This window comes from Streptomyces sp. NPDC051064 (genome assembly GCF_044455985.1).
GTDB lineage: Bacteria > Actinomycetota > Actinomycetes > Streptomycetales > Streptomycetaceae > Streptomyces.
The window spans coordinates 193079-209405 of sequence record NZ_JBITFK010000011.1 but is presented as its reverse complement, the minus strand read 5'-3'; the positions used below and the strand labels follow the sequence as shown (position 1 = coordinate 209405).

General features: G+C 68.5%; 11 protein-coding genes and 2 pseudogenes. 9 read left to right on the top strand and 4 right to left on the bottom strand.

The features are described from left to right. Window positions 1-274: 274 nt before the first annotated feature. From ACIBCU_RS33385 to ACIBCU_RS33355, 7 genes are all read left to right on the top strand, one after another. The gene (locus tag ACIBCU_RS33385) at window positions 275-3067 is read left to right on the top strand and encodes an AAA family ATPase (RefSeq protein ID WP_399236044.1); all 2793 of its coding nucleotides are present in this window, start codon (window positions 275-277) and stop codon (window positions 3065-3067) included. 1519 nt (window positions 3068-4586) lie between these two features. Further along, entirely contained in the window at window positions 4587-5501 is a 915-nt protein-coding gene (locus ACIBCU_RS33380; RefSeq protein ID WP_399236042.1) for an MBL fold metallo-hydrolase, read from the top strand. A gap of 21 nt (window positions 5502-5522) precedes the next feature. Then, entirely contained in the window at window positions 5523-7016 is a 1494-nt protein-coding gene (locus ACIBCU_RS33375) for a carboxylesterase/lipase family protein (protein ID WP_399236041.1), read from the top strand. Between the two features lie 47 nt (window positions 7017-7063). Then, window positions 7064-7444, top strand: coding sequence for a Rid family hydrolase (locus ACIBCU_RS33370; protein WP_362928513.1), 381 nt, complete (start codon window positions 7064-7066; stop codon window positions 7442-7444). A gap of 84 nt (window positions 7445-7528) precedes the next feature. Then, window positions 7529-8449 (top strand): DUF6545 domain-containing protein, encoded by a 921-nt coding sequence (locus ACIBCU_RS33365; RefSeq protein WP_399236037.1) that lies wholly within the window; start codon window positions 7529-7531, stop codon window positions 8447-8449. 4 nt (window positions 8450-8453) lie between these two features. After that, window positions 8454-9632 carry a cytochrome P450 gene (locus ACIBCU_RS33360; protein ID WP_399236035.1) on the top strand — a complete coding sequence of 393 codons (1179 nt, stop codon included), beginning with the start codon at window positions 8454-8456 and terminating at the stop codon, window positions 9630-9632. A 268-nt stretch (window positions 9633-9900) separates the two neighbouring features. Further along, a complete protein-coding gene (locus tag ACIBCU_RS33355) occupies window positions 9901-10641 on the top strand; it encodes an SDR family NAD(P)-dependent oxidoreductase (RefSeq protein ID WP_399236032.1) in 741 nt (246 codons plus the stop codon). A 135-nt stretch (window positions 10642-10776) separates the two neighbouring features. On the opposite strand, the gene ACIBCU_RS33350 is transcribed toward ACIBCU_RS33355, so the two are convergent. Then, entirely contained in the window at window positions 10777-11142 is a 366-nt protein-coding gene (locus tag ACIBCU_RS33350; protein ID WP_399236150.1) for a hypothetical protein, read from the bottom strand. A 200-nt stretch (window positions 11143-11342) separates the two neighbouring features. Here ACIBCU_RS33350 and ACIBCU_RS33345 point away from each other — a divergent pair, with 200 nt between their 5' ends. Next, on the top strand, window positions 11343-12074 hold the full coding sequence (locus ACIBCU_RS33345; RefSeq protein ID WP_362928503.1) for an IS6 family transposase: 732 nt from the start codon (window positions 11343-11345) through the stop codon (window positions 12072-12074). A gap of 506 nt (window positions 12075-12580) precedes the next feature. Here ACIBCU_RS33345 and ACIBCU_RS33340 read toward each other — a convergent pair. Then, window positions 12581-14029 (bottom strand): glycoside hydrolase family 43 protein, encoded by a 1449-nt coding sequence (locus ACIBCU_RS33340; RefSeq protein ID WP_399236030.1) that lies wholly within the window; start codon window positions 14027-14029, stop codon window positions 12581-12583. Continuing rightward, window positions 13981-14664: pseudogene (locus tag ACIBCU_RS33335) on the bottom strand (hypothetical protein); the annotation flags it as partial. The pseudogene ACIBCU_RS33335 and the gene ACIBCU_RS33340, both read right to left, overlap by 49 nt. Window positions 14665-14963: 299 nt before the next feature. Between ACIBCU_RS33335 and ACIBCU_RS33330 the strand changes: the two are divergent. Continuing rightward, window positions 14964-15521: pseudogene (locus tag ACIBCU_RS33330) on the top strand (IS21 family transposase); the annotation flags it as partial. Window positions 15522-15761: 240 nt separating this feature from the next. On the opposite strand, the gene ACIBCU_RS33325 reads toward ACIBCU_RS33330, so the two are convergent. Next, entirely contained in the window at window positions 15762-16049 is a 288-nt protein-coding gene (locus tag ACIBCU_RS33325; protein ID WP_399236028.1) for a transposase, read from the bottom strand. Between the last annotated feature and the right edge of the window lie 278 nt (window positions 16050-16327).

The window sequence follows — 16327 nt, the reverse complement described above, 5'->3', positions numbered from 1 at the left end:
AGTGGCGGACAAGCGACCGCATGCCGTACGGAACCCACACGACACCACCGGCGACGCACGGCCGTTCCTGCCCGCCGCCCTGGAAAGACGTGGCAGTGCCCGCTTGACGATTCTGCGGCTCGACGAACAGTCGGGGTATGCAGTCATGTGACTGCATCGGTGCCCCGGACGACGACTGCGCTCTGAGTGCTGTGAGCGGGTTCGATGCCGCTGTCGGCGCTGTCGCCGTAGCTCCACGCTAGTGTCTGGGGTATTTCGATTCCTTGGAGCATCCGTGCAAAACGATGGAAGGGCTCGTGGGGACCAGCGCTCGACGCGGAATTCCGGTCCGGCGGTGGTGAGCCGAGAAGCCGAGACCGCAGAGATCATCCGGCGTGTGGGCACTGACCGGTCCCGCAGCGACGTTTTGATCGTCACGGGTGACCCGGGTGCCGGAAAAAGCATGCTGCTCGACCTCGCGGCCGATCACGCACGGGGCGCGGGTGGCCGAGTGCTGCGGGCGGTGGGGAGCGGATCCGAGGCGCACCTCGGGTTCGCTGGTCTTCATCAGTTGTTGCGCCCGGTACTCGCTGAAGCGCAGGGACTGCCGTCGCGGCAGCGCGCCGCGCTCCGAGCCGTTCTGGGGCTCGAAGAGTGTGCGCAGACTCCCGACGCAATGCTCGTCGGTCTGGCGGTCCTGACCTTGTTGTCGGACCTGGCGGAAACCGCGCCGCTGGTGGTAGTGGTTGACGATGCCCAGTGGATCGACCGCGGATCACTGGACGTTCTCTCGTTTGTGGCGCGACGCATGGACAGCGAGCCTGTCACGCTGCTGGTCGGAGTCCGCACCGCGGCCGCCCTGCCTGGATTCGACAAGGGATACGAGCGCCTCGAACTCGGCCCGCTGGACGCTGAGGCGGCTAACCTACTGTTGGACCGGCAACCCACACCGCCCACCGGCCGAGCTCGGGTGCGGATCCTTCAGGAGGCGGCCGGCAACCCGCTGGCTCTGGTGGAACTGGCCCACGCCACCGCGATCCGGCACCCCGGGGGTAGTGGCGTGCAGGGCCCGCTGCCGGTCACCGACCGACTGGAGCGGATCTTCGCGGGGCACGCGGCGGATCTTCCGGAACCGACCCGCCGCATCCTGCTGCTGCTCGCGGCCGCCGACGCGGCGGACGCTCCGGCGGCGGCCGTGGGCCTTCCCGAGGCGGACGACGAGGCATGGGTGCCCGCGGACCGGGCCGGTCTCGTGCGCCAGGACGGATCCCGGATCTCCTTCCGTCACCCGCTCGTCCGCTCCGCCGTCTACCATGCCGCGTCGTTCGAGGAACGCCGCCGGGCCCACCTCGCTCTCGCGGAGCTGCTGCGCGAGGAGCCCGACCGCCGCGCCTGGCACCTCGCCGCCGCGACCGTACGCCCCGACCAGGACGTGTCGGCCGCACTGCAGCAGACGGCCGACCGGGCCCGGCGCCGGGGTGGCTTCGCGGCCGCGGCCGCGGCCCAGGAGCGCGCCGCGGAACTCAGCCCGCGCCGCGAGGACCGGGCGCGTCTTCTGACCGAAGCCGCCGCCACCGCCGTCTTCACCGGTCAACTCGGCTGGGTGGAACAACTGGAGGCCGCAGTCCGCGAGTGCACCGACGACCAGGCACTGCTGGGCAAAGCCGCGCTGGCCACCGGACAGCTCATGTCCCTGGGCTCCCATCACACAGCAGCCTTCGCCCTGCTCATGCGTGTTGCCGACGAGGTGACGGTCGCCCGGTCGCCCCTCGTTCTCGACGCGCTGGCTGCGGCGGCGGTGGTCCGTTACTACTCGGGCGAGGAGTCCCAGCAGCGACAGATCCAGAGCCTGCTCTCCCGTATGCCCGACGATGCCGCCGGAGCGGCGCTGCGCGCCTGGGTCCTGGTCGTCTCCGACCCCAGCGGCGCAGGAGCCGTCCTCACACCGGTCCTGCCCGGGCTCATCGCCAAGGCCAAGGGCGACGCCAGTCGCCTGACCGCTCTGGCCATCGTCGCTTGGCTGCTCGACCAGACCACCCTCGCCGCCAGGACCTTCGACGAGGCGTTCGACCAGTGGCAGGCTTGTGGATGGCTCCCGGACGGACTGGGATGCGCGGCCGGCTGGACCCGCCTGGAGCAGGGCCGATGGGCCGAGGCCCGCTCGGTGGCGACTGACATCGCGGCCATGGCATCGTCGGCCGGACTCGACCATGCCGAGGCGTGTGCTCATGCACTCGATGCCACGGTGGTCGCTCTGCTGGGCGACCCGGCCACCGCACGCCGGCTCGTCGAACGAGCTCTGGCTCTCGTCGATCCACTGGAGAGCCGCTCCGTCGCGGTCTTCGCGCGTCGGGCCCTGGGGATGGCGGCCGTGGCCGAGGGCGACTACGGCACCGCGTACACGCAGTTCCGCTCCGCGTTCACCGATGACGGCGATCCGGTCCACTACCACGTCTCCTACACCCTCCTGGCCGAACTGGTGGCGGCGGCCGTCCGCCGAGGACGACAGGAGCACGCCGCAGAGCTACTGGAACGGTCGGCGCGTCGCCTCGGTACAGGCATGTCGGCACGGGTGAGGACACTGATCGACCGGGGCCGCGCCCTGCTGGCGGAACCCGAGCACGCGGAGCCGTTTTTCCGCGCAGCGCTCAAGGAACCCGCAGGTGAGCAGTGGCCGTTCGAACGGGCGCAGACACAGCTCGACTACGGGGAATGGCTTCGGCGGCAGCGCCGTATCGCCGAGGCCCGTCCGCTGCTGAGCGCCGCCCTGGAAACCTTCCAGCGGCTGGGCGCGCGGCCGTGGGGCGAGCGGGCACAGGCAGAACTTCGCGCCGCCGGCATTGCCGGCATCGAGGCCGGCGACGTCATACCCACTGCCTTCGCCGAACTCAGCCCCCAGCAGCAGCAGATCGTCCAGCTGGCGGCCCGTGGCCTGACGAATCGTGAGATCGGGGAAAAGCTGTTCCTCTCACCGCGCACGGTCGGTTCTCACCTCTACCGGGTGTTCCCCAAGCTTGGCATCACCGCCCGCTCACAGCTCCGCGACGTGGTCGAGGGCATCCTGTCGGGTACCGGCGTCCAGGGCTGAGTGCAGTTTCCCCGTAATAGTGGACACTCGATGCTTACGCTGCGAGGGCGTGTTCTTGCTCGTGGCGCTGCCGGGTCTCCAGCGGGGTGAGGTAGCCCAGACTGGATGCCGCCGCAGCCGCTTGCGGTGGTAGAAGGTCTCGATGAAGGTGAGAATCTGAGCGCGGGCCGTGGTCCGGTCGGGCCGGCGGCGGGTGCCGATCTCGGCTTTCAGCGGCGCGAAGAAGCTCCCCTCGGCGAGGCGAGCGCCTCGCCGGGATGCCCGCGGGCCACCGACAAGTCCGAGGAAGGACAGCAACGGTCGATCGGAGTACGGGTCAGGAGGCCGCGAGAGCATCCCAGCACCCGCATCCTGGCGCGTCCATCGCTGTGCGGGTCAAGAGGCTCGGAATATCCGGTACTTCACATTTTCACTGTCCGAGTGCACAATGCAGCCGGGCTGGAGGCCGCTGCGGCCGGTGCCATCGTCAGTGCGTCGACCACGGGGGATGCACGGTGGTGGCCGGCCATCAAGTAGCCGACGATCTCGCCGGTCGTTAGGTCCAGCCACGTCGCCAGATACAGCCAGCCCTCGCGTCGGTGGGGGTGTCGGTGATGACACCGACCAGATTCCGCCCCGGGGCGGCGGCCGTGAACTCACGGCCGATCAGCGAAGCCTTCCTCGTCCCACGCCTCCTCCCACGCCTCGATGTCCCCGGCAGTCTGCCCCGGGGGAGCGTGGCCTGCCGTCGCCGATGCCATGCATCACCGCAGGACCGGCATGGATCTCGGACAGGTGGACAGCGTCGTCGTCCAGCCATCGGCGCAGCAGAGGACGGGGTGTGCGGATCTCAATCATGGTCCCATCCTGCAGACGCGGCGGCGGGAACATGAATCGCGGTGCCGCACAGCTCGTCACTCGGGACTCGGACATTCAGCCCGACTCCCGGGAATCGAATACGCCGGCGCAGATACCTGTCGGCCGACCAGCTCCGCCGACGGGTCCGTACCGGCCACGGCGATGCCCCTGCGACTCCAGAGCTACCTGCGGCTTCGACGCCGGAAAGGGCATCAACGGCCGCAAGAGACACATCGCGGTCGCCACCTCGGGTTCCCGGTGAACCGGCCCCGGCTATAGCGGTGCGCTGCGTCGATCTCGAGGACCAATGCAACGCCCAAGCCGTCTGACACCCGCCAGAACGCATCACGGGGTGACCGCACACCCTTGCATTTCGCTGATTCGCAGGCATCAAAGCCTTCGGCGTGAAGGGCAGGGACAGCCATCGCACACGACACGGCCGACAAGCGGGCATACGGATCCGGCTGTCGTCTCGTGAACGCGGCGAGGTAGCCACGCGCTCATCCACAAGGCATCCGGGAACGGAACTCGAAACGGGGAGCCGCTTCGCCTTTGACCTGGCCTAAAAGAGGAAAAGCCCCTGTTCAGAGCCGTACGCACCGGTGCAGTCACGTGACGGATACCGCGCCCGCTGAAGCCGCTCGTACGGTTGGTTAAACCCTACGGACTCCAAGGAAATCACATGGCACAGATTACGCTCGGCAACGTCTCCATCATCCGCGTTTGGGAATATTACGGGTCCGTCGAAATGGAGCCCCACGCCTTCTTCCCGGAAAGCTCGCAGGAAGTCTGGAAGGACGGCGTCCACTGGCTGGCCCCGCATTTCCTGGACTCCGAGACCAACACCGTGAATTCCGCGATCCAGACCTGGCTGTTGCGCAGCGGAGGCAAGACCATCCTCGTCGACACCGGTGTGGGCAACCACAAGGAGCGCCCGTACGCGCCGGTCTGGAGCCACCTGGAGACGGACTTCCTGGCCAACCTCGCCCGGGCAGGTGTCCAGCCCGAGGACGTGGACATCGTGATCAACACGCATCTGCACATCGATCACGTCGGCTGGAACACGTACCTGGACGGGCGGAGTTGGGTCCCCACCTTTCCCAACGCCACCTATCTGATGCCGAAGGACGACTTCGACTTCTGGAACCCGGCAAACGGCCACCAGCCGCTGCCCGGGCGCGGCAACCAGAACGTCTTCGAGGACAGCGTGGCCCCGGTGCACCAGGCCGGCCAGACGCTGCTGTGGGAGAACAGCCACCAAATCGACGCCGACCTGCGCCTGGACGCGGCTCCCGGACACACCCCCGGCTCGTCCGTGCTGACCCTCAGCTCCGGGACGGACCGCGCGGTGTTCGTCGGTGACCTGCTGCACAACCCGGTGCAGATCGTCGAGCCGGACGCCAACAGCTGCTTCTGCGAGGACCCCGTGGGCGCCCGCGCCACCCGCCGCAAGGTGCTGGGCTGGGCGGCCGACAACAACGCGCTCCTGATCCCCGCGCACCTGGGCGGTCACGGTGCCGCCGAAATCGCGCGTAACGGCAACACGTTCGACATCAAGGGCTGGGCGCCCTTCGCCCCGTACCCCGAGCAGGGCTGACGCCCCCGGAAAGGCATAGCTGTGAGCCACGAACCCGAGCCCGTCGTCACCACCGCACAGGGAGCCGTCCGCGGTCTCCGTCAGGACGACGGCACCGCCACCTTCCTGAACATCCCCTACGCCGCTCCTCCGATGGGCGCCGGCCGGTTCGCCCCGCCGCAGCCGCACGAGCCCTGGGACGGCGTACGGGACGCCACCGTGCCCGGCCCCAACGCCCCGCAGTCCGAGCGGACGCTCGGCAGCATCGACATGGCCCCCTACTTCGGCGCCGGCTGGAGCCGTGGCGAGGACTACCTCACCGTCAACATCTTCCAGCCCACCACCGCAGACAGCGCTCTGCCCGTGATGGTGTTCGTCCACGGCGGCGGGTTCGTCGCCGGATCGACGCGGTCCGCGCTGTACGACGGTTCCGCCTTCGCCCGCGACGGCGTCGTCCTGGTCACACTCAACTACCGGCTGGGCATCGCCGGGTTCCTCGACATCCCCGGGGCGCCCGCTAACCGCGGCCTGCTCGATGTCGTCGCGGCGCTGCGCTGGGTGCGGGAGAACATCGCCGCCTTCGGCGGTGACCCGGACAACGTCACCCTCTTCGGCCAGTCGGCCGGGGCGACCGTCGTCGGCGGCATCCTCGCCACCCCTGAGGTCGCGGGCCTGTTCCGCCGGGCGATCGTGCAGAGCGGCAGCGGTCTGGGGGCGTTTACCCCCGAGCAGGCCGCCCGTGTCACCAAAACCGCGGCCGAGGAACTGGGCATCGAGCCGCACACCGACGCCTTCGCGGACATCTCCGACGAGCGCCTGGTGGAGGCCGCCTCCCGGCTCACGGGCATCGACCTGCGGACCGAGACGCACCACGATCCGCTGATCGGCCTCAGCCCCTTCAGCCTCGTGCTCGACACACAGCCCGCCGTATCCGTCGGCGCCGGTCTGAGCGCCGGTGTCGACCTGCTCATCGGGACCAACACCGAGGAGGGAAACCTCTACCTGGTCCCGGTAGACAAGTACGCAACCTCGACCGCCGACGATGTCGACGATACGGCGGCGCGCTCGCACCCGAAGCCCGCGCAGCTCGTGGAGACGTACCGCAACACCCGCCCCGAGGCGTCCTTCGGTGAGCTGCGGTCGGCCATCATGGGCGACGCGCTGTTCGGCGCGGGCAGCTGGGCCCTGGTCGGCGCACATGCCGCCCACCCCCAGTCCGCCACGTTCAGCTACGAGTTCGCCTGGCGCTCCCAGGCCCTGGGCGGAGACCTCGGCGCCACCCACACGATGGAACTCCCCTTCGTCTTCGACATCGCCGGACTCCCGCAGCTGGCGGGTGAGGGCGTCCTGCTCGGCCCCGACAAGCCCCCCGCGGACCTCGCCACCCGCACACACGAGGCCTGGATCCGCTTCGCCAGGACCGGCAACCCCGGCTGGGACCAGTACGCCACCACACACCGGACCACGATGCACATCGACGCCGAGTGGACCCAGGTCGACGACCCCCGCAGCCAGGAACGACAGGCCTGGGCCTGACCCCCTCGCACAGATCGCTCTGTGCGCCCTTCCGTCAAGGACACACCATGAAAACCGTTATCACCACCGAGAACGCACCCACTCCGGCAGCCCCACTGTCCCAGGGCATCCGCAAGGGCCCGATCCTTCAGGTCTCCGGGCAACTCCCGTTCGACCCGGCCACCGGCGCGGTCGTCGGCACCACGGTCGCCGAGCAGACCACGCAGACCCTGCGCAACGTCACCGCCGTACTCAAGGCGGCCGGCGCCGGACTGAAAGACGTCGTGATGCTCCGCGCCTACCTCGCCGACCCCGCCCACCTGCCCGAGCTGAACGAGGCATACGCGGCGGCCGTCGGCGAGCCCTTCCCCGCCCGCACCACCGTCTACATGCAGCTCCCTCCGGGGCTGCTCGTGGAGATCGACGCCCTGGCAGTCCTGGACGACTGACTCGGCTACAGGGCAAGGCCGGTCTGGCGCGGCCCCCGGGACCGCGCCTGACCGGCCTCCATCCCTGAATAAGGAGGGGACACGATGGATGATCGCCTCTCGAGAGCGGGCGTCAACCTGAGGGTTGCACCGGTGAACCTGCTGGACGCCTTGTGCTCCCTGTCGGGGCGCCCTGCACCGCCCTCCGGTCCTCATCCGGCACGGCGCGTCTACGGGCGCGTACTTCACGCAGCGACCTCGCTGCCGCTGGGCGCGCTGCAACCGGGCGACGTGAGCGCGGCCACCGAGGTGCGCGCCGGCCTTCTGAATGCCCACGTCCCGCCCCTGTCGGACGCGGTCGCCCGTTGCATCCAGCACACGGTCGACGACCTGGGGCCCGCCGACCTGTGGACGCTGGCACGCTGCACCGCCATGACCCGCGACGACCTCGCGTGGGGCGGCCGCCGCATCTCTGGCGCGGGAACGCCTCGAACAGCCGGACTCACTGGACGACATCGCCGCGCAGGTCATCGTGGACGAAATCGCCGAACGGACCCCGTGCCGGTGGGCCGTCACCAGGTTGCCGGTCCTGGCGAGGCTCTCGGTTCCCTCTGGCAGGACCTTTCAGCGGCGATGCCGCAGATCGTCCTGACCACCACTGACGACGCCCAGGACTCTTCGAACGACTCGGACTTCTTGCTTCAGCGGCGGGTCATCGAGATCAGCGACGGCAGCCTCGCCCTTCGGGCGTATCGACCCCGCGCGGTACAAGAGGCGGCTCAGGACGCCTTCGGCACTGGGACGGAGGAACGTGCCGCAGCAGTCGAGGCGGCCGTCTTGAAGGCAGCCCTGGCCGGCTTGAGGACGGGCCGGGTCGCCGACGATATCGCTCCGCCGCCTGCGGGAGTTGCCTCCCGGAAGGACCTGCGGGCTGCCACGGAGTGGCTTCTTCTAGTAACTGACGCTTACGCCAACCGTGTCGGGCGTGTCAGAGACGATGGCCGGCCGGAACTGGTTGGAGGCTGAGCGCATGACCGACCCGACTCAGGATCCTCGCTTCCTCCAGGACCCCTATCCCACCTACGCGGCCATGCGCTCCAAGTGTCCGGTGCAGCCCGTGCCTGCCGGCTCCGGTGGACGCATCAGTTACCTGGTAACCGGTTACGCGAAGGCCCGGGAGGCCCTAGGCGACTCTCGGCTCTCGAAGGACACGTCCGTCTTCTTCGCCGGCAAGGAGTCACAGCGTCGCCTGCACCCTGCGGTAGCTCACACCATGCTGGCCAGCGACCCACCGCAGCACACCCGGCTGCGCAAGCTGGTGACCAAGGCGTTCACGACCGGAGCCGTAACGGAGCTCCGTCCCTTCATTGCCCAGGTCACCGAAGAGCTGCTGGATCAGTGGCCTGCCGGCGAGCAGTTCGACTTCGTGGCCGGCCTCGCGGTGCCCCTACCGGTCCTGGTGATCTGCGAGCTACTCGGAGTTCCGGAGGGGGACCGGCCCGATGTCCAACGTTGGTCCGCAGAGTTGTTCGCGGCGGGAAGGCCTGAGGCCGTCGACGCGGCCTCGCATTCGATGGCCGACTACATGACCAGCCTTATCGCCGCCAAACGCCTGTCCCCCGGTAGCTCTCTACTTGACCGGCTCATCTCGGCTCGTGATGGAGATGAGCGCCTGAGCGAGGAAGAACTGGTCTCTCTTGCGGTGCTGCTGCTCGTAGCCGGGCACGAGACCACCACCAACTTCCTCGGCAACGCCGTACTGGCGCTACTTCAGCACCCGGCGCAGCTGGATCGCCTTCGGGAGAATCCGGACGGCGTCCCTGCCGTGCTGGACGAGCTGCTTCGGTTCGATTCCCCTGTCAGTACAGGCACCTTCCGATTCACCACGGAAGAGATCACGCTCGGCGGCACAGACATCCCGGCCGATATTCCAGTGCTGGTCAGTCTCGGAGCAGCCAACCGAGACCCGGAACGATTCCCGTCGCCGGACGTGCTCGACCTGGATCGAGACGCAGCCGCTCATCTCAGCTTCGGCCACGGCATCCACCGCTGCGTCGGCGCGCCCCTCGCCAGGGCCGAGGCGGAGATCGCCCTGCGAGCTGTGCTGGTTCGTTTTCCAGGAGCCCGGCTCGCCGCATCTCCTGATCAGCTGGAGTGGCGGCGTACCCGCCTCGTTCGCGGGCTCGCATCGCTGCCTGTCCTGGCGTAGCAGGCCCTGAGTTCCCTCTGGTGGACATACGGCCGCGATTTCGCAGCCGCCGGGGCCTCGCGACACGCCTCGTCCCAAACCCGGCAAGGCGCCAGACTTCCTGAAGTAGGCCGAGCACCGCTGGCGCACCCGACCTACTCACGTGCGTGGACAAGCGCGGCCTGCACGATAGTCGTCAGTCCAGCGAAGGGCAGTGACCTTCGCTGCGTTCGCCCGAGTGCGCGCCAAGCGCAAACGTCCGGGCTGGCCTCAGGTGTCATGAGAGTTCATGGAACGATTCGAGAACAAGATCGCGCTGGTCACCGGAGCCGGCTCGGGCATCTGGCGGGCGATCGCCACACGCCTGGTCGCCGACGGCGCGCGCGTCATCGTCACCGACGTGAGCGGCCGGCAGGACGAGCTGGCCACCGAACTCGGCGACCGGGCCACGGCCCGGCACCTCGACGTCGCCGACGAGGCCGATGTGCGTGCCACCGAGGACTGGATCCGCACCGAGTTCGGCGGCTTGGACCTCCTGGCCAACAATGCGGGGATCGGCGGCGCGACGCAGCCGCTGCACGAGTACCCCGTCCAGACCTTCGACAGGGTCCTGGCCATCAACGTCCGTGGCGCCTACCTGGTCCTCCAGGCCGGAGTGCGGCTCATGCTGGAAGGTGGAGGCGGCGCCGTGGTCAACACCGCCTCCATCGGCGGCTTCCGCGCCACACCGCCGAATTCCGCCTACATCGTCTCCAAGGGCGCGTCGGTGATGATGACCCGCGTCGCCGCCCTCGAGTACGCGACCCAGGACATCCGCGTCAACGCCGTCGCCCCGGGCGTGACCCACACGCCCATCCTGGACAACGCCCCAGCCGACCAGCGCGAGATGCTCGCCGGCAAGGTCCCCCAGGGCCGGCTCGGAACCCCGCAGGAGATCGCCAACGTTGCCGCCTTTCTCCTCGACGACGCCGAGGCCGGCCATGTCACCGGTCAGATCTGGGTCATCGACGGCGGCCGCTCCGCCGGCTGAACCTCGAGAGCCATGGGGGCGAGCCGGTGCCAGACGTGGTGAGTGAGCGTCCTGAGAGCCAGGGCGCAGAGAAAGGGAGTGCAACTGTCGCCGTACGTGTGAACGCGGTTCTGGCAAGATTTTCGTAGGCGGAGATCATCTGGCCGCCGCTGCGCGCCGGTCCGCGTAACGGCGGCGGAGGTGGGCGATCAGGAAGACGCGGTGGCGCAGGAGCGGAACGCCGGCGCGTCCTGCCATCAGGCGTTTTTGGAGTTTGACGTCGGTGATGCGGCCTTCGTTGACGCCGGAGTTGTGGGTGGTGGAGATCCCCTGGGCGACGGCGTGCTGGTCTTCGCGCAGGGCTGCGGCGATGCCGGCAAGTGGTGGCAGTTCGCTGCGGGAGAGTTCGTCGAGCCAGGACGGCAGGGGTGCGGTCTCACGGTTGTCGAGCATGGCGGCGAACCGGCGGACCAGGTCGTGGGCGTGCTTGAGTTCCGGACAGTGATCGAGGAGCCGGTGCAGGCGGTGGGCGACGTGTAGGCCGCCGCGGTCCGGGTGGGTGGCGATCCAGCGGGGGTCTCGCGTGGGGACGGCGGCCGCTCGCGGGGCTTATCCAGCGGCAGCCCGCGTCGAAGGGGCGCGATGGCCATCTTCTCGCGCTGGTAGGGCATTGCCACGTTGACTGAGCGGGGTGGGATGATCTCGTGGTTGATCGCGTCTGGATGGGATCGCCCGTGTCGTCCGCGTCGCCGTCGTACAAGGGGCACCGGTGCCCGGTCGAGATCATCTCGCACTGCGTGTGGCTGTACTTCCGGTTCCCGCCCAGCTTCCGCGAGGTCGAGGAGCTCATGCTGGAGCGCGGCGTCGTCGTGTCCAACGAGACCATCCGCCGCTGGTGCTTGAAGTTCGGGCAGCCCTACGCCAACTCCCTGCGCCGCCGGCGCCCTCGCCCCGGCGACAAGTGGCACCTCGACGAGGTCTTCATCAAGATCAACGGCGAGCAGAAATACCTGAGGCGGGCCGTCGACCAGGACGGCAACGCGCTGGACATCCTCGTGCAGAACCGACGTGGCAAGGCCGCGGCCAGGCGATTCTTCCGTGGCCTTCTCACAAAGACGGGTACGGTGCCCCGGGTAGTCGTCACCGACAAGCTCCGCTCCTACGGAGCCGCCCACCGCGAGGTCATGCCCTCCGTCGAGCACCGCTCCCACAAAGGCCTGAACAACCGGGCCGAGAACTCCCACCAACCGACCCGGCAGCGCGAACATGCCATGAAAGGCTTCCGCAGCACCGGCGGAGCGCAGAGATCCCTCGCCGCGTTCAGCGGGATCGCACCCCACTTCCGACCCCACCGCCACAGCCTGTCCGCTACCCACTACCGAGCCGAGATGATCATCCGCTTCGCCATCTGGGACCACATCACCGGCTTCGCCGGCCTGCCCGCAACAGCCTGACCCAGGCCGACACCCGGGCAGGCCACATCCAGCACGCTGTCAGGCACTCACACACCCAACAACGTGACAGCACTCACCGAAATCCGCCCAGGTCGCCACCGGCGTATGGCGTGGTCGGGCTGCTGACATCCCCGTTGCGACCCCTTCGACTATGCCCTGGCTGGAGTTGAGGATGTGGGAGGGCGGGATGGGCGGCGCGGACGCAGCCGGGGCTCGGGGCGCGCTCACTGGTGTTGCGCGTCGGCGGGGCCTCCGCGCCGCGCCGCCGTCAGGGCGGCGGTGATGTCAGGCGGGGGACGTCGGCGGGGGGACGTGAAGACGGCCGCCGGACTGGCGGTTACAGCCTGTGGAGCGCAGGTCAGACCAGGACTCGTCCCGGCACAGCGCGACGAAGCAGGAAGCCACGGATTCCCGTCCGAAGACCGTGCCGCTACGCGGCACGGTCTTCGGACGGGAAGGCCGGAACCCTCGGGCTTCAGCCCGAGGAGCAAGTCGACGCGGTGCGGTTACGCGGCGCGGGTGAACTGCCACCAGTTCATGTTGAACAGGTAGCCGCTGCCGCCGGTGAACCGCAGGTAGAGGTCCTGGGTTCCCGTCACGCCGCTCACCGGGCAGGTCACCGTGGTCCAGGCCTGCCAGCCGCCGGTGTTCGGCACACTGCACCGGCCCACGACCGTCCCGCTCGGACTGCCCAGGCGCAGCTCGACGGTGCCGCCGCCGGCGGCGGAGGCCACGCGCGCAGTGTAGGAGGAGGCGCCGGCCCCGAAGGCCACGCCCTTGACCTTGATGGAGTCGCCGTTTTCGATCCAGCCGACGTCCATTCCGCCGTCACTGGTCCATTCGGTCTCGATCCCGGAACCCCAGGTGATCGTCTCGGCCTCCTGGCGTACGTACGGGTCAAGCGCACCGAGCTGGGGTGCACCGGTGTTCGTCATGTTGATCGTCGGGATCGTTCCGTCAGCGTTGTAGGAGAACTTCTCCACTGCGACCGAGCGGGTGAAACCGCCGCCGCCCGGCAGGGCGCCGTTGTGGTAGAAGAAATACGAGTTGCCCTGAAAGTCCACGATGCCCGCGTGGTTGGTGAAGGCGTTGCCCTGGGCGGGCATGACTGTTCCACGGTAGGTCCACGGCCCGGTCGGGCTGGGTGCCGTGGAGTAGGCGATGAACTCCGAGCAGCACCTGGCCGCGTACACCATGTAGTACAGGCCGTTCCGCTTGTAGACCCAGGGTGCTTCTTCGTACAGCGTGGGACGGTCCGGGTTGTCGGTGCGGGTACCGAAGCCCGCGGTGGTGAGCGGAATTTGGACGGGGCTGCCTGCGTAGGACGTCATGTCCGCGTTCAGCTTGATATACCACAGGTTCGGATTGCCCCAGTACAGGTAGGCCTGGCCGTCGTCGTCGATGAAGACGGTCGGGTCGATCTCACTGTTCTCCACCAGGGGGTGGCCGAGGGCGTCCCGGAACGGGCCGGTGGGGCTGTCCGACACCGCCACGCCGATGGCCATCCGGCCGGTCGCCCGGGCCGTCACCGGCACGTACCAGTAGAACTTGCCGTCTCGTTCGACGGCCTGGCCCGCCCACGCGTCGGAGGACGCCCAGCTGAAGGTGGCCAGGCTGAGTGGTGAGCCGTGGTCGGTCCAGTTGACCATGTCGGCGGAGGACCACACCCGCCAGTCCTTCATCACGAAGGAGGAGTTGGAGCCGTCCTCATCGTGCCCGGTGTAGAGGTAGACCCGTCCGTTGTACACCAGCGGGGCCGGGTCAGCGGTGTAGACGTGCTGCACGATCGGGTTGTCGGCCCTGGCCGCCGTGGGCTGCACAGCGGCGGGAACGACGGCGAACACCAGCAGGAGGCCCACCACCCAGGCGGCTGCCCGGGTGAGTCTCGTACCGGTGGCGGGTGATCTCACTGCGGTCGGGTGAGCCGTTGGCCCGTGGACGGCGGTACTGGCCATGGTGTGGTCCTTCCTGGTGCTGCGGGTCGGGGACTGAGCAGCTGGTCAGATGCGAGGGAGGAACGTTGCTGCGCTCGGGGTGTGGTCAGCGCGAACCGTGCGATGCGGACGGAGATGCCGAGCGTCTGCGCGGCGTGGTTGGAAAGGGCGAAGCGGTAGCCCGTGAAGAACTGCCAGGTGTGGCCCATGGTGAACGCGGGCCCCATGCGGGTGAAGCTGGTGCCATCGGTGCTGTGGGAGAAGGTTCCCGGACGGGAGGCGCCGGGGCGGATGTCGGCGGCCGCGCGCAGCCGGATGCGACCGCCGTGACGTTGGCGCTCGCGACTTCGGCGCCGGTGGTGCTCCAGTTGCTGTCCGTCGCGGATCGTCGCGTAGTCCAGCTGGATGGTCGCGGTGGAGGCGGGTCCCTGAACCCGGTGGGTGAGGGGATTGTGGGCCCAGTACAGGTGGTTGGTGGGCCGTCGCGGTGCGCAGGGTCAGGCCGTTGTTGGCGGACCACTTGTCGTGGTCCGGATTGTGGTTCCCTTCCAGTCAGTGGGGTGACCTGGCGGGGTGGGGGGCGGCAGGGCGGGGCTGGGATACGACGTGCCCCAGGCACGGCCTACGAGTTGGACCACCGGCCGACCGCGCCAGGTCTAATAGGAGGACCACGGCCGCGCGGCACAGGCGCGGGCGTGGTGCGGGTGACGTCACACGATGCTCCAGGAGGCGATCGGGGCTCGCCGCACGAATGCCAGGTGCACCCTTCCAAGTCCGGCACTTGACGTGTGGGGGAGAGCCTTACTGGTACGGATGATGCGAGTGCTGTCATGCCCGGCATGTGCGCCATGCGCAAGCCGCTTCGGCCGGGGCCGTGTTCGATACTGCGAACGTGAACCGATCCTTCGGACGGCATGGATCCTAGGAGTTGAGAGCGGACAGCACAAGATCCTTGATCGACCCATTCATGCCGAAGATTGAGGAGTGGGTCGACCGGTCGCAGCGCACGGTGCGAGCCGACAAGCTCCACGAACGCCTCCAGCTACTGGGGTTCACCGGGGACGAGCGGACGACGCGGCGGGCGGTCGCGCGGGCGAAGGGAACAGTGGCGGGCCGGCCACCGTCGTACTTCCGGACGTGGATCGCCGAGCCCGGTCTCTGGTTGCAGTTCGACTGGGGATGGGGCCCGAAAGTACCTGGTCCGGGCGGTGGAAGCGAGCGCGAGACGCTGTTGTTCTGCGCGTGGCTGGCGTGGTCCCGCTTCCGGGTGGTGATCCCGGTCTGGGACCGGACCCTGCCCACGGTGATCTCGTGCATCGACTCCACTTTGCGGGCGATCGGCGGGGCACCGACCTGTCTACTCACCGACAACGAGAAGACGATGACCATCGACCGGGTCGCCGGGATCGCGGTCCGTCATCCTCAAGTCGTGGCAGGACGCCACTACGGCCTGCAAGTGCATACCTGCATCCCGTTCGATCCCGAGTCCAAAGGGGGCAGCGAGGCCACCGTCTGAAGTTCCCCCCGCGAACTGGACTGCGGGTGTTTACGCGGCCGAGACGAGGTTCTGCCTGAGCAAGGATCTCGTTTCGAGCGGGGTGACGTACCCGTAGGCGGGGTGCCGACGGAGCCGGTTGCGGGTAGGTGGAACGGGGCACCCCCAGCACACGGCACAGAAACACAACGCTTTGACCTGCAGGATTACCCTCCGATGCCTTCTCCGCATCGATGAAACGACACCGTGCCGCAGTGTCTACCTCATCTTGTCCCGAGCGAAGAAGGCGGTCGCTTTTCCCAGAACCTCGATCGTGGCCTCCTGCTCGCGAACTTTCCGCCGCAGCCGGACCAACTCCTCACGCTCCGCAGTGGTCAAAGCCCCGGCGGGCCCCTCACCGCGGTCGACCTTCGCCTGCTTCACCCACCCGCGCACCCCTTCCGGACCCACGCCCAGATCCTGCGCGACCTCGGTGACCGTCTTCTCCGAGGACAACGCCAAGGCGACCGCATCCCGCTTGAACTCGGCCGTGTACCGCTTGTTCATGTTACTCACTACCTGTGACTGCTTCCTCCGGGACCATCCGGCCCAGTATCAAGCTGTCCGGCCGACAGGGGGAACCTCAGTCGCCTTGCAGGTGGGTGAGCATGTGGGCGAAGGAGCGGACGTCGCTCGGCGAGTCCTGTCAGTTCGGGGCAGTTGGCCAAGGCGGCTTTGAGGTGGAGCCGATCGCCTTCGGGTAGAGCGTCGGGGTGCGTGAGGATCCAGCGCGTGACGGTGCGGGCCGATGGCGGCCGGGGGTCGACGCCCACCGAAACGCCCCC

Bases quoted from the DNA above. Each gene is read 5' to 3' on its own strand.
- ACIBCU_RS33380 (WP_399236042.1), top strand. From the start codon at position 4,587: ATGGCACAGATTACGCTCGGCAACGTCTCCATCATCCGCGTTTGGGAA.
- ACIBCU_RS33370 (WP_362928513.1), top strand. From the start codon at position 7,064: ATGAAAACCGTTATCACCACCGAGAACGCACCCACTCCGGCAGCCCCA.
- ACIBCU_RS33325 (WP_399236028.1), bottom strand. From the start codon at position 16,049: ATGAACAAGCGGTACACGGCCGAGTTCAAGCGGGATGCGGTCGCCTTG.
- ACIBCU_RS33340 (WP_399236030.1), bottom strand. From the start codon at position 14,029: ATGGCCAGTACCGCCGTCCACGGGCCAACGGCTCACCCGACCGCAGTG.
- ACIBCU_RS33345 (WP_362928503.1), top strand. From the start codon at position 11,343: ATGGGATCGCCCGTGTCGTCCGCGTCGCCGTCGTACAAGGGGCACCGG.
- ACIBCU_RS33365 (WP_399236037.1), top strand. From the start codon at position 7,529: ATGGATGATCGCCTCTCGAGAGCGGGCGTCAACCTGAGGGTTGCACCG.
- ACIBCU_RS33360 (WP_399236035.1), top strand. From the start codon at position 8,454: ATGACCGACCCGACTCAGGATCCTCGCTTCCTCCAGGACCCCTATCCC.
- ACIBCU_RS33355 (WP_399236032.1), top strand. From the start codon at position 9,901: ATGGAACGATTCGAGAACAAGATCGCGCTGGTCACCGGAGCCGGCTCG.